Origin of the sequence: Streptomyces sp. NPDC046821, assembly GCF_040645335.1 — a bacterium.
Taxonomy (GTDB): Bacteria; Actinomycetota; Actinomycetes; order Streptomycetales; family Streptomycetaceae; genus Streptomyces.
Window position 1 is genome coordinate 19,380 of sequence record NZ_JBEYYB010000006.1, and the last position, 12,922, is coordinate 32,301.

Genomic DNA, 12,922 nt, shown 5'->3' on the forward strand with positions numbered 1-12,922 from the left:
CGAAGACGCGGCAGTACGCGCGTGACCAGGCTCTCCTACACGCCATGCAGCGACCTTGATACTTTCTTGCAACTGCAAGATGAGCAGCACCGCATCCCGAGTCGACGCACGGACGGTCACTGTTCGGCGAGGCACGTGAGCAAGGGATGAGGCAGGGACGCTGTATGGGTACGGGCATCGGGTTCGCGGTCCTCGGTGACGTGGTCATCCGTTCCCCGGAGTCCGACGTCGAACCCGGTTCTCCGGGGCACAGTCACGGAAACGGTCACGAGGTCGTACCCGGTTCGCCGGGCCGGAGATCCGAGATCGTCCCTGGTTCGCCGCGTCAGCGAGCCGTTCTGGCCCTGTTGCTCGTCGATGTGAACCGGCCGCTGTCCCTGGACACCCTCGTCGAGCGGATCTGGGGAGCCTCGCCTCCACGGCAGGCCTCCGCCACGCTCTACAGCTACATCTCCCGGCTGCGCGCCCTGCGGGTGACGCCCGCCGAGCAGGAGGCGTGGGACATCGTGCGGACGCCGGCCGGGTACGTGCTGCGGACCGACGAGCGCCACCTGGACCTCGTCCGGTTCCGCACCCTGGTCGGCCAGGCGCGCACCGGTCCGCCCGAAGAGGCGCGGGGGCGTTACGAGGATGCCCTGGCCGTGTGGCGCGGCCGGCCGTTCGCCGGTCTCAGGTCCGAGTGGCTGGACGGGTACCGCCTCACCCTGGAGGCCGAACACCTCGGCGTCCGGCTCGAATTCAACGAACTCCTGCTCGCCGAGGGCCGGCACGCCGATCTCGTCCAGCCCCTCGCCGCGCTCTCGGCCGCGCATCCGCTGGACGAGCGCATCGCGCACCAGCACATCCTCGCCCTGTACCGGAGCGGCCAGCCGGCGGCGGCGCTCGCGGCGTACGAGCAGCTGCGCTCGCTGCTCGCCGACGAACTGGGGACCGATCCGGGCACCCGGCTCCAGGAGCTCCACCAGCGGATGCTGGTGTCGGACGACGAGTTGCTGGCCGTCACCGTCACGCCCGGCCGTGCCGTACAGGACACCGAGCCGTCTCCGCGCGTTCCACGTCAGCTCCCCGCGAGTCCGACGGGGTTCATCGGCCGGGACGACGCGTTGAAGCTCCTGGACGAGCAGGCCGTGTCGCACGCCGACGAGAACACGCCCACGGTGTCCGTGATCGGCGGCATGGGCGGCATCGGCAAGACGTGGCTCGCGCTGCGGTGGGCGCACGAGCACGGGGACGAGTTCCCGGACGGACAGCTGTACGCGCAGCTCAACGGGTTCAGCCCCGGTGCGGAACCGGCGCGCCCGCACGACGTGCTCCACGCGTTCCTCGTCGCCCTGGGCGCCGTCGAGCACGAGATGCCCGCGGACACGGAGGGCAGGGCGGCGCTCTACCGCACACTCGTGGCCCGGCGCCGGATCCTCGTACTCCTCGACAACGCCCGGGACAGCGCTCAGGTCCTGCCGCTGCTGCCCGGCTCCCCCGGCTGCCTGACCCTGGTGACCAGCAGGAACCGGCTGAGCGGCCTCAAGGTGCGCAGCGGCGCGGGCTCGGTCGACCTCGGTGTGCTGCCCGACATGGAGTCCTCGCGGCTCTTCGCCCGGCGCATGGGCACCGCCCGGGCGGCGGCGGAGCCCGCGATGCGGGACATCGTCCGTTCGTGCGCCGGGCTTCCGCTGGCCCTCGACATCGCCGCCGCACACGCGGTCGGCCTGCCGGTGGACGCCCTTGACGATCTGGCGCAGGAGCTGCGGGACCCGAGTACGCGCCTCGACGCGCTGGACGCGGGTGACGTCTCGACGAACCTGCGGGTGCTGTTCTCGGCCTCGCACCATGCCCTGGACCCGGAGTCGGCCCACGTCTTCCGCCTGATGGGCCTCTCGCCCCTCCAGGACATCGCGCTCCCCGCGCTCGCCCACCTCGTCGAGCGCACCCCGGCGCAGACGCGGCGCGCGCTGCGCGTCCTCCAGGAAGCCTGCCTCGTACGCCAGCACCTCCCCGGCCGCTACCACATGCACGACCTGGTCAGGCTGTACGCCGAGGAACAGGCGGCCGGGCTGCCGGCGGAGGTGCGCGACCAACTCACCCGCCGCCTGGTCGACTTCTACGTGGAGACCGCGCACGCGGCACACCGGGTGCTCGATCCCCACCGGAGCACCGAGGATCCGCTGCCGACCAGGTCACCGGAGTCGGCGCCCCGGACGTTCGACGACGCGGACAGCGCGCTGGCCTGGTTCGAGGCCGAGTACACCGCGCTGGAAGAGATCGCCGAGACGGCGCAGCGGCATCGCCTCGATGCCGCCGTCTGCGGGCTGACGTGGTCGCTGCACACGTTCCGGTGGCGGCGCGGGCTCTTCGCGGAGAGCATCCGGGCCTGGCAGTCGGCGCTGGACGCGGCGTGTGCGCTGGAGGACGCGTCGCTGGCCGCGCACACGCGTCAGCGGCTGGCGGTGGCTCTGGCCCAGGCGGGGCGTTACGAGGAAGCCCTGCCCCACCTCGCGGAGGCCCGCTCCTGTTTCGCCGAGAGCGGTGACACGACGGGGCTCACGCGAACTCACCATGCTCTGGCGGAAGTTCACGTCCGGCTGGCCGCCTACGAGAGCGCCCTTCCGCATTTCGCGGAGGCGCTCGACGGCTACCGGCGGCTCGGCAACCAGGTCGGCGAGTCCAACATCCTCAACGGGACGGGCTGGGCGCTCGCCCGCCTCGGCCGCTTCGCGGAGGGCGAGGAGCACTGCCTTCAGGCGCTGCCCCTGCTCCAGCACCATCGCGACGGCGAGGGCCTGGCGTCCACGTGGGACACGTTGGCCTACATCGCCCGGCACACCGGATGCACCGACCGCGCCCTCCACGCGTACGGCGAAGCGCTCACCCACTACCAGGCCATCGGCAACGCCAACCGCGAGGCCGACACGTGGTCGGCGCTCGGCGACATCTATACGGAGCGCGGCGAAGCGGACCGGGCCCGCGAGGCGTGGACGGCGGCGCTCGACCTCTACCGCACGCAGCGCCGCGATGCGGCGGCGGAGCGCATGGGGGCGAACCTGGCGTCGGGGCGGGCGCAGGGCTGAGGTCGGGGGGCGCGTTTTGCGCGGGCGGCCAGGTTCGTGTGCGGGGTTACCGGCGGCGCGCCTGAGGTCTCCGGTCCTGTGTCCCGGGAGCATCGGCCTCGCGTCCAAAGTCTCAGGTCCCGTGTCCGGGGCCGCCGGCCTCGCGGCTCGGGTCACCGGTCGCGTGTCCGAGGTCTTCGGCATCACGTCCGGGAGCGCCAACCCCGCGTCCGAGGCCACCGGCCTCACGACCCGCGTCACGAGCCCCGCGTCCGAGGTCATCGGCCCGGCGGCCCGGGCCACCGGCCCCGCGACCGCGACCATCGGCATCGCGTCCGGGTGCGCCAGCCCCGCGTCCGTGGTCGTCCGCCTCACGACCCGCATCACCACCCCCGCATCCGAGATCACCAGCCTCACGACCCGCGTCACCAGCCCCGCATCCGGGATCACCGGCCCCCGCGATCCGGGTCACCGGCCCCGTGTCCGGGATTTCGGACAGTTCCGGGCGCTGACGCCCGAAAACGCCTCGAACAGACACGTACCGACCTGGTACAAAGAAGACCGCTCGGCTCCTCCCACACCCGTGCCCCACTCCTCGGGCGCGGCGTTCGAGGCAGACGTGCCGACACCAGAGCCGGCCCGTGCCGAAGCGCCCGCATCAAGCCTCGACCAGGCATTGCCGGGACCACCCCCGGGGCGGTTCGCCGCCCCGCCCGTGCAGAAAGGCCCATGGCTTGAACCCGCAGACACCCCGCGACGAGACGCAGCACATACCGTCGCCGGGTCAGCACATCGTGATCATCGAGGACGACGAGGCCCTCGGTCGTTCCGCCGCGGCCCACATCGGCCGCTGGTACGGCACGGTGCACCGCCTGCCCAAGCCCGACGACGACACGCTGCGGCAGTACCTGGAGCACCCGGTGGACGCCGTCGCGGTGGTCTCCCGTGACGACATCGTGGCCCTGCGCTACGCACTGCTGGCCGAACACATCAAGCCGGGCATCCGCCTCGTGGTGACCCTGTTCGACCGCACCGTCGCCGCCGAGGTCTCCCGGACCGTGCCCAACTGCACCGTCCTGAGCATGACCGACGCCATCGTGCCCAGCCTGCTCGCCGGCTGCCTCGCGCCGAGCTACGCGGCGCTCCAGCCGGACGGCAACGGCGTCGTCGCGGTGCGCCGGGACGGCGGCGAGACGACGGTCGAGCACCTGTCGGGCCGCGCCCTGTCCGCACACGCCGCCGCGCACCGCCCGGCGTCCCCCAGAGCCTGGCTGCGCTCGCTCGGGACCTCGGCGAAGGCGCTCGTGGCGAGCCTCGCGGCGCTGTCGATCGCCTTCTCCCTGGACATCGCGCTCGGCGTCACCGTGCTGCACGAGCACTGGAGCGAGTCGATGTGGAACGCCGCCCGTGCGCTGACCACTATCGGTTCCTCGCCCGCCGCCGAGCACGGGCCCGCCTGGTACAAGGTCGTGTCCGCCGTCTCGATGCTGATCGTCCTGGTGCTCGCGGCGATCTTCACGGCGAGCGTCGTCGACCGGTTCACCGGGCACCGTATGACCAGCATTCTCGGCGCCCGCTCCATACCGCGCCGCGGGCACGTCATCGTGGTCGGCCTCGGGCAGGTGGGCCTGCGCCTGTCGGTCCGCCTGAAGGCGCTCGGCGTCAAGGTCGTCGCCGTGGAGCGCAACGCGCAGGCCGAGTGCCTGCCGCTGGCCCGCTCGCTCAAGATCCCGGTCGTGCTCGGCCGGGGCGGTGACCGCTTCCTGCTCGAACGGCTCTCGGTCCGACAGGCCCGCGGTGTGGCCGCCGTCGGTTCGGACAGCCTGGAGAACATGGCGGTCGCCGTCGCGGCCCGAGCGGTCGCGCACGACCAGCGGATCATTCTGCGGGCCGGGAGCGACGAGGTCTCGACGGAGTCGCAGGTCCTTTTCCGGATCGGCGCGGTGTGCGACTTCCCGCGGATCGTCGGCGCGTTCGTCGCCGCGTCGGTGCTGGGTGCCGAGCCGTCCAGCGTCTTCGTCGCCGAGGGCCGCACCTGCGCCCTCTTCCCCGACGGCCAGGTCGTCGACCTGGCGACGTGGGACACGCGTGACGACGATCCTCAGTCGTCCGAGCGTGAGTCAGGACCCGACCTGACACCGTCCGGAGTCTGAGCTTCCGGGCCGGCAGAGCACTCCCCCCAAGTCGCGCCAACTCCCGACCGGGGCTTGAATTCGCTGCCGTATCACCGGAATGCGCGGGTAACGTCACCGCTCGTGAGTTCGTACTTCACCACGGAGCAGTGCCCGACCTGCGGCCGTCACACCGACGGTCTGTGGGAGCGGTTCGCGTGCACCGCGTGCGACACCGTGTGGGCGTCCGGCATACCCGAGTCCGTCGTGGGCCCGAGCGGCGTGGTCGAACACGGCCGCCACCCCGGGCACCCGCCCCCACGGCGCGTACGGGACCGCCACCACCCGCCCAGGTGACACCGGGCGGCACCGGCCTTCGGGGCCGGACGAGTCGGTCACGCCGTGCAGCGTGACGACGACGACCCCTCACCCGGCGACGGAGAAGTCGCCCGGTGAGGGGCCGGGAGTGGAATCAGCCGCCGACTACGCGGCGAGGAGCTTCCAGGGCCGCGGACTAGGCCGCGAGGAGCTTCCAGGGCTGCGAACCGGCGTCCACCGGGGTGCCGTCCAGGATGCGGGCGGTGCGGGTGGCCGGTTCGAGGAGGATCGTGGCGAGGCTCGCCCACCGCTGGCCCTCGGGGAGGTTCATGTCGGGGATGCAGGTGAGGGCGGCCTCGCCCTCACCCGACACGAGGAAGCCGACGAGTTCGTCCGCCGAGCCCGGCAGCTCGCCCGTCTCGGCCAGCCGCTTCTGGATGAGGTCGAAACGCTCGCCCGAATCGGGCTGGTACAGCCAGGACTTCTCGTTCGCCGCGGGGACGGGCGTGAGGAAGTGGTTGGTGCGCACCAGCGTCCCGCGCTCGGGCGTCATGGCGAACACGCCCTCGGGGCTGATGTCGAGCAGCACGGCCTCGGTCGTGTCGAACAGGGCGAACGACCCGGAGGACGCGATCGGGGCGCTGCGCACGATCTCGACGGCCTCGGCGACGCTGCCGGCCTCTTCCAGGACCAGGGCGGCCAGGACGTGCATGGGGATGCCGCCGATGCCGTCGCGGCGGTGGCCGAGGATGTTGAAGTGCAGGGCGACACCGGCGCTGTTGACGCCGATCTTGCCGAGGATGCCGTGCTCGGTGAGGCCGACGACGTCGTGCCGGCCGCCGCGCGATTCGAGGGTGTGCCAGAACGGGTTCAGCTCGACGTGCCAGTCCCAGGTCTGGATGCCGAAGGTGCCCGGGGCGGGGCTTTCACCGCCGGTGCGCCGGACGATCGTCGAGCATTCGCCGGGCGGCACGGTGGCGCTGCGGGCGAGGATCTCGGTGCGGGCGTTGAGCGCGGCGATGCGCCAGACGTCGAGACCGGCACCGTGGGCGATGCCCTCGATCTCGGTGCGGGCCTTGGGGCGGAACGCGTCGATCGCCTCAAGGGCGCGCTCGGCGTCCTCGCGGACCTGCTCCGGGCTGATGCCGCCGAGCCGGAAGAACCGGTCGTAGCCGGCGATCCCGCCGGGGAGGGCGTCGCGCAGGAGCTCACCGCGGGCGGCTCCGCGCGCGAACGGGTCGGACGAGGCGACCGCGATGTGGAGGCGTTCGGCGGGGCGGGCGATCGGCGTGCTCACAGGAGTCCTTCGGTCACGGTGGTGTGGTGGATCGGTTCGCCCCCGACGACCGTGGCGACGACGGTGTTGGCGGCTTGCTCTTCGGGGCTGAGGTCGAGCGGGTTCGCGGCGAAGAGGGTGAAGTCCGCGAGGTGCCCCGGCTCGATGCGGCCGAGCTCGCCGGACATGCCGGCGGCCTCGGCGGTGGCGCGGGTCATCCCGCGGTACGCCTCGAGCGCGGTCAGGGCCTGCTCGGGCTGCACGGGCGGGGTCGCCGGGGTTTCGACGGGGCGACGGAGCTGGCAGTCCGCGAGGGCGACCCGGGGGTCGCCGGGCCCGATGGGCCAGTCGGAGCCGAGGGCGACGACGGCGCCGTGACTCAGCAGGTCACGGGTGCGCCAGCCGCGGGCGGCCCGGTCGGGTCCGATGCGCTTCGACCAGTTGTCGTCGCCGTCGGCGCGAGTGTGCCGGGTGCCGTGCACGGGCTGGAGGCTGGCCACGACGCCGAGTTCGGCGAAGCGGTCGAGGAGGTCGTCCGGGATGGACTCGATGTGCTCGATCCGGTGGGGCCCCTGAGCCGCGGGACCGGCCTCGGCGATCACGTCGAGGGCGACGCGTACGGCCTGGTCGCCGATGGCGTGGGTCGCGGTGGCGATGCCGCGTTCGGCGAAGTAGCGCACGGCCCTGCGGTACGCGTCCACGTCACGCCACAGCGAGGTGTCGTTCTCGCCGTGGGTGTCGGGGTGGTCGAACCACGCCGTGCCGTTGTCGGCGGTGCCGTCGAGCATGAACTTGACGCCCTCGACCCACCAGCGGCGGCCGCGCGTGCCCTGCAGTTCGGCGACCGGTGCCCAGTCGTCCGGGCCGGAGTCGGCGGGGACGAGGGGCGAGCAGCGGATGCGGAGCGGAAGTTCGCCGTCCTCCTCGATCTTCCGGTACACCGCCTCGCTGGGGTCGGTGAAGTCCAGCGCGTGCAGGCCGGTGAGCCCGCCGGCGGCGAGGATGTCCAGTTGCTCGAGGACGTACGCGGCCGCGTTCTCGGTGCTGACCTCGGGGTAGTGCGCGAAGACCAGGTCCATGGCCTGGAGTTCGAGGATGTAGCCGGTGGGCAGTCCGTCGGGGCCGACCTCGACGCAGGACTTGTCGCTGAAGGTCTCCCTGCCGGTGAGGCCGGCGATCTCCAGGACGCGCGGGCTCACCACGAGGGCGTGCGCGTCCTGGGTCATCAGGGAGACGGCGCGGCCCGGGAAACGCTCGCCCAGGACGGCTCCGCCGGGGGCTCCCGGGAAGTGGTTCAGGTCGAGGTCGTAGCCGGTCACCCAGGCGTCATCGGGGCGGCTGCGCAGGGCGTCGCCCACGAGGTCGAGTACGTCCTCCAGGCTCTCGGCGCCGGACAGGTCGATGCCGCTGCCGATCTCGATCGAGCCCCAGACGGGGTGCGCGTGGGCGTCGGTCAGGCCGGGCAGCAGCACGGCGTCCGGAAAGTCGTGCACCGTGGTCGTGGGGCCGCTGTACGCGGCCGTGACCTCCTCGCCCCCGACGGCGAGGACGCGCCCGTCGCGGATCGCCACGACCTGCGGCCCGGGTCGCGAGGTGGCGTCGGCGCCGTCGAGGGTCTCGACGTGCGCCACGCGCACAAGGGCATCGGCTTGCATGACTGCCTTCTTCTTCTCGGGTGCTTGGTGCATCGGTTCTACGGTTCCCCGGGGCGGCGGTGTCTTGAACGCCCCGGGGTCCGGAGGTGTCAGGCGGCGGGCTTGGTGACGGCCGCGCGGCGCCGGGTGCGGCCCAGTGCCACGTAGACGAGGGCGGAGACCACGAGGCCGGCGACGAGGGACAGGTTCGCGCCGCCGAGCAGCGACGACACCGGGCCGGTCCAGAAGCTCGTGCTCACGCACAGGACGCCCGTGAGCGCACCGGCGAGGAACGCGGTGACTCCGGCGCCGTTGACGCCCGCGTCGTACCAGAACGTGCTGCCGCGGCTCTCGTCGAGGAGCTTCGGGCCGTCGTAGCGGTTGCGGCAGATCCAGATGTCGGCGACGTACACGCCGACGGCGGGTCCGGTGACCACCACGACGAGCTCCAGCATGGTGTTCACACTGGTCAGGAAGTCGAAGACGAGGAGGGCGTAGAGCGTCATGGCCGTGGCGATGATGCCGATGATGAGCACGGCCCAGACGCGGCCGAGGCGCACGCCGATCGACTGGAGCGCGAGACCGGCGCTGTACGCGGTGAGGCCGTTGTTGGCGACGGTGTTCAGGACGACCGCGATGACGAAGACGGGGATGAACCAGGCCGGGAGGATGCCCTCCAGGGCCGCCTCCGGGTCGCTCATGTTCAGGGCGGTGGCGGCGAGGGCGCCGACGGCGGTGAACAGGACGCTGGGCAGGAACGCGCCGAGCGCGGTCCACCCGGCCACGGCCCGCGGCTTGCTGTCGCGCGGCAGGTAGCGCGCCAGGTCCGGGCTGTTGCCGTACGAGAGCGGGGTGGACGCGATGATGGCGAACCCGCCGATGAGGGTCACCCAGAGCTGGGCACCGTGCAGCGACTGGGCGGGCCGGTACGACCAGTCGGTGTGCGCGAGGACATAGCCGCTGACCACCACGAACACGATCGTGAGGGCGACGCTCAGGAAGGAGTAGAGCCGCATGATCGTGGCGTGGCCGTACACGCTGACCACGAGGGTCGCGGCGGCGATGGCGCAGATGATCACGCCGTCGATCACCGGGCTCTTGGGGGCGCCGAGGCGTGTTGCGAGGCCGATCGCGGCGACCGAGGCGCCGGACCAGTTCAGCGCGAGGTAGGCGGCGGAGATCAGCCAGCCGGTGAGGGCGACCATCACCTTGTTGCCGCGGATGCCGTACATCGCGCGGGAGATCACCGAGCCGGTGGTGCCGGCGGCGGGGCCGCTCACCGCGAGTACTCCGGTGAGCACCCACAGCAGGTTTCCGGCCACGATGACGGCGAGCGCCTGGACGAGAGTGAGACCCATCAGGATCATCGCCGCGCCCACGACGAGGCTCAGGTAGCTCACGTTGGGCGCCGCCCACACCGCGAACAGCTCCCGGGCACGGCCCTGCCGCTCCTCCTCGGGGATGTAGTCGATCCCGTGGGATTCAAGCTGTCCCGCCTGTTCCCCGGGCTCTCCCGCGGTCATGGCCTCATCGCCGTCGACGGTGGCTGTCAGGTCTCTTACCGCCATCGCATCCTCCCAAGAAGTGTCACTTACGACCGGGCGATCGTTATTGGCCATGCGCCCAATAGGGGAGATCTAATAGCCGAGGGGAGCGTGACGTCAAGGTTTCTCGGGAGATAAATTCGCAATACGGCTGGTGATGGGGGTGGACGCGGGGCGAGGCAGCGCGTACCGGCTTACCGGCGCGAGGCGCGGGAGCGCGTACCGGCTTACCGGCGCGGGACCCCCGAGGCCGTACCGGGTACGGGTGCCGGGCCTCCCCGCGCGGGCAGGTGATGGACGCATTCGAGGAGGAGCTCTTCCGCTCTGGGCACACATGGGAACCCTCGTCCCCTCACGGCACGTCCTGGAAGGCGACGCGAAGCACCTGAGTAGACAGGTAGCCATGGTGAAGTCGGAGCCTTCGATCTGGGCTCGGGGGCGTGGGCTCGTCGGGGTTGCCCTGGTGACGGCCGGGCTGCTGGTGTTCCACCGGGGCGTGCCCAACTCTCCCGGACATGTCGGCAGTCTGCTGGAGTTGTTCCTGCCGTGGCTCGGCCTCGTGGTCGTCGTGCTGTTCGTGCTGGCGCTGATCCGGCGATCGGTGACCGCTCTGGTGGCCCTGCTCCTGCCTGCGGCCGCATGGACCTACGTGTGTGGCGGGTTGCTACTGCCCGCGAAACCTGGTCACTCCCGTGATCTTGTCGTCGTGCAGCACAACGTCAGCGACGAGAACGTGGACCCGGCGGGCACCGCCCGTGCGCTCGCCGATGCCGGGCCCGACCTCATCGCGCTGGAGGAATTGGTGCCGACAGCACTGCCGACATACGTCACGGGCCTCGCCCCGCGCTACCCGTACCACGTGGTCCGGGGCACAGTCGGGCTCTGGTCGAAGCATCCGCTGTCCGGCGCCCGGCTCGTGGACATCAAGCCGCAGCGATTCCGGGCGACGTGGCAGCGTGGGCTACGCGCCGCGGTGCGCACACCGCAGGGCCCCGTCGCCGTATTCGTCGCACACCTGCCCTCCATACGGGTTCGCGCCAGTGGCCTCGCGTCCGACCGGCGCGACGAGAGCGCGGCCATGCTGGGCCGAGCCGTGGCGGCCGAGGAAATCGAGACGGTGATCCTGCTCGGCGACCTGAACGGCACGGTCGACGACCAGGGGCTCGCCCCGCTGACGTCCCGTTTGAGCACGGCACAGCGCGGCCTCGCCTTCAGTTTTCCTTCAGCCTTTCCCGTGGCCCGTATCGACCAGGTCATGGCCCGCTCGGCGACCGTCACCCACATCCGCACCCTCCCGGCCACGGGAAGCGACCATGTGCCGGTCATCGCCAACATCAACGTAAGTACCGTCACGTGCCCTGAGGTGGCCGCACCTGGTGGGGCATCAGTTCCGCGTGAACGTCGTCCGACGAGCCCTCTCCGGGGCGGAGCGTCGCGCCGTTGCGCCGCAGTGCCGAGAGGGCCGCCGCGTTGTGGGTCTTGGTGTCGGCGACCACGGAGTGCGCACCCGTTTCGGCTGCCGCGTCGAGGAGTTGGCGGAGGGTGGCGGTGCCGAGACCTTGCCCGCGATGTGAACGGGCCAGCCACATGCCTGTCTCCAGGACCTGGCCGGTTGCGCGGGCCGCGAGTCGCGCCGAGCCCACGATCTCCCCTTCACAGACGATCGCGAAAGTACGTTCCCCGAGGGGACCGTCGAGTCCGGGGCGCCGGGCCCGGTGCCATGCCCGGAACGCCTCCTGACGCCCCGTCGTCCACCCCGGCGGGCCGGCGACGGGCGGCATGACCTCCTCCGGATCCGCGTCGGCGACCGCCACCACCAGGAGCCGTTCGAGGTTCCCCTCGTCCACGTTCCGCAATTCCACCGAGGCCGTCATCGCCCGTTCCCCCTCTCCGTAGCGCCGATCACCCAACCCCCACACGGTGAAGCGTCAGGAAAGAACTGGTGATCCGGCCACCTAATGCCTGAACTGGTGTGCACATCATGATTGTTGGGACGTAGGTTGTGCGATGAAATAGTTCACGCCACGCCTGGAAGACGGACGGTACCCATGACGGACCAAGCGGCGACCCCCGGACCTGCGGCCCACGAGAAGATCGACACGTCGGTCCCGCACTCGGCCCGTATCTGGAACTACTGGCTCGGCGGCAAGGACAACTACCCGGTCGACGAGGAGGCGGGCGACTCGTACAGCGCCCTCTTCCCCGGTATCACCACGATCGCCCGCAGCAGTCGCGCGTTCCTCCGCCGCAACATCACGTACCTGGTCGCCGAGGCGGGCATCCGCCAGTTCCTCGACATCGGCACCGGCCTGCCGACCGAGGACAACACCCACGAGGTCGCCCAGCGCATCGCCCCCGAGACCAAGATCGTGTACGTCGACCACGACCCGATGGTCCTCGCGCACGCCCGCGCCCTGCTCACCTCGACCCCCGAGGGAGCGACCGCGTACGTCGACGCCAACCTGGCCGACCCCGACCGCATCCTCGCGGCCGCCGCCGAGACGCTGGACTTCAGCAAGCCCACCGCCCTGATCCTCAGCAACATCCTCGGGCACATGGGCGACTACGAGCAGGCCCGCACGATCGTGAAGCGTCTGCTGGACGGGCTGCCGTCGGGCAGCTACCTGTCCATCAACGACGGTTCACGCGGCATCGACCCGGTCTTCGAGCAGGCCCAGGACGGTTACAACAGCTCCGGCGCCGTCCCCTACTTCCTGCGTCCCGTCGAGCAGATCACGGCGTTCTTCGACGGCCTCGAACTGCTTGAGCCCGGCGTGGTCTCGGTGCCGTTCTGGCGGCCCGACGCGGACTCCCCCGCGCCGGAACTCATCGCCGAGCACGGCGGCCTGGCCCGCAAGGCCTGACCACTCAGCGCGATCGGCCGGGTGCGCGCGAGCGCGTCCGCATTCGGCCGGGCACGCACGCGTCCGCATCCTTCCGGGCGCGCGTGCCCGCATCCGGTCAACCGGCCGGGTCCTCGTTCCGTGCCTGGCCG

Annotated in this window: 8 protein-coding genes and 1 pseudogene; 5 read left to right on the forward strand and 4 right to left on the reverse strand. The window is 71.4% G+C overall.

Annotated elements, in window-relative coordinates; translation table 11 throughout:
- The first annotated feature begins 164 nt into the window (after positions 1–164).
- From ABZ893_RS13090 to ABZ893_RS13100, 3 genes are all read left to right on the forward strand, one after another.
- Positions 165–3,065 (forward strand): BTAD domain-containing putative transcriptional regulator, encoded by a 2,901-nt coding sequence (locus tag ABZ893_RS13090; protein ID WP_361401409.1) that lies wholly within the window; start codon positions 165–167, stop codon positions 3,063–3,065.
- A 713-nt stretch (positions 3,066–3,778) separates the two neighbouring features.
- Entirely contained in the window at positions 3,779–5,197 is a 1,419-nt protein-coding gene (locus ABZ893_RS13095; RefSeq protein ID WP_361401412.1) for an NAD-binding protein, read from the forward strand.
- 102 nt (positions 5,198–5,299) lie between these two features.
- A complete protein-coding gene (locus tag ABZ893_RS13100) occupies positions 5,300–5,512 on the forward strand; it encodes a hypothetical protein (protein WP_361401415.1) in 213 nt (70 codons plus the stop codon).
- A 157-nt stretch (positions 5,513–5,669) separates the two neighbouring features.
- Here ABZ893_RS13100 and ABZ893_RS13105 read toward each other — a convergent pair whose 3' ends face one another.
- From ABZ893_RS13105 to ABZ893_RS13115, 3 genes are read right to left on the reverse strand one after another with little or no spacing between them, the layout of a single operon-like run.
- Entirely contained in the window at positions 5,670–6,770 is a 1,101-nt protein-coding gene (locus ABZ893_RS13105; RefSeq protein WP_361401418.1) for a C45 family peptidase, read from the reverse strand.
- Complete coding sequence (locus tag ABZ893_RS13110; protein WP_361401421.1) at positions 6,767–8,437, reverse strand: amidohydrolase; 1,671 nt, start codon at positions 8,435–8,437, stop codon at positions 6,767–6,769. Before ABZ893_RS13110 ends, ABZ893_RS13105 begins: the two co-directional genes overlap by 4 nt.
- A 56-nt stretch (positions 8,438–8,493) precedes the next feature.
- On the reverse strand, positions 8,494–9,951 hold the full coding sequence (locus ABZ893_RS13115; protein WP_361401424.1) for a cytosine permease: 1,458 nt from the start codon (positions 9,949–9,951) through the stop codon (positions 8,494–8,496).
- Between the two features lie 379 nt (positions 9,952–10,330).
- Between ABZ893_RS13115 and ABZ893_RS13120 the strand changes: the two are divergent.
- Positions 10,331–11,263: pseudogene (locus tag ABZ893_RS13120) on the forward strand (endonuclease/exonuclease/phosphatase family protein); the annotation flags it as partial.
- Between the two features lie 13 nt (positions 11,264–11,276).
- Here ABZ893_RS13120 and ABZ893_RS13125 read toward each other — a convergent pair.
- Positions 11,277–11,801 carry a GNAT family protein gene (locus ABZ893_RS13125; RefSeq protein WP_361401427.1) on the reverse strand — a complete coding sequence of 175 codons (525 nt, stop codon included), beginning with the start codon at positions 11,799–11,801 and terminating at the stop codon, positions 11,277–11,279.
- Between the two features lie 174 nt (positions 11,802–11,975).
- Between ABZ893_RS13125 and ABZ893_RS13130 the strand changes: the two genes are divergently transcribed.
- Positions 11,976–12,791 (forward strand): SAM-dependent methyltransferase, encoded by an 816-nt coding sequence (locus tag ABZ893_RS13130; RefSeq protein ID WP_361401430.1) that lies wholly within the window; start codon positions 11,976–11,978, stop codon positions 12,789–12,791.
- Positions 12,792–12,922 lie beyond the last annotated feature (131 nt).

Bases quoted from the DNA above. Each gene is read 5' to 3' on its own strand.
- ABZ893_RS13090 (WP_361401409.1), top strand. From the start codon at position 165: ATGGGTACGGGCATCGGGTTCGCGGTCCTCGGTGACGTGGTCATCCGT.
- ABZ893_RS13130 (WP_361401430.1), top strand. From the start codon at position 11,976: ATGACGGACCAAGCGGCGACCCCCGGACCTGCGGCCCACGAGAAGATC.
- ABZ893_RS13110 (WP_361401421.1), bottom strand. From the start codon at position 8,437: ATGCACCAAGCACCCGAGAAGAAGAAGGCAGTCATGCAAGCCGATGCC.
- ABZ893_RS13115 (WP_361401424.1), bottom strand. From the start codon at position 9,951: ATGGCGGTAAGAGACCTGACAGCCACCGTCGACGGCGATGAGGCCATG.
- ABZ893_RS13125 (WP_361401427.1), bottom strand. From the start codon at position 11,801: ATGACGGCCTCGGTGGAATTGCGGAACGTGGACGAGGGGAACCTCGAA.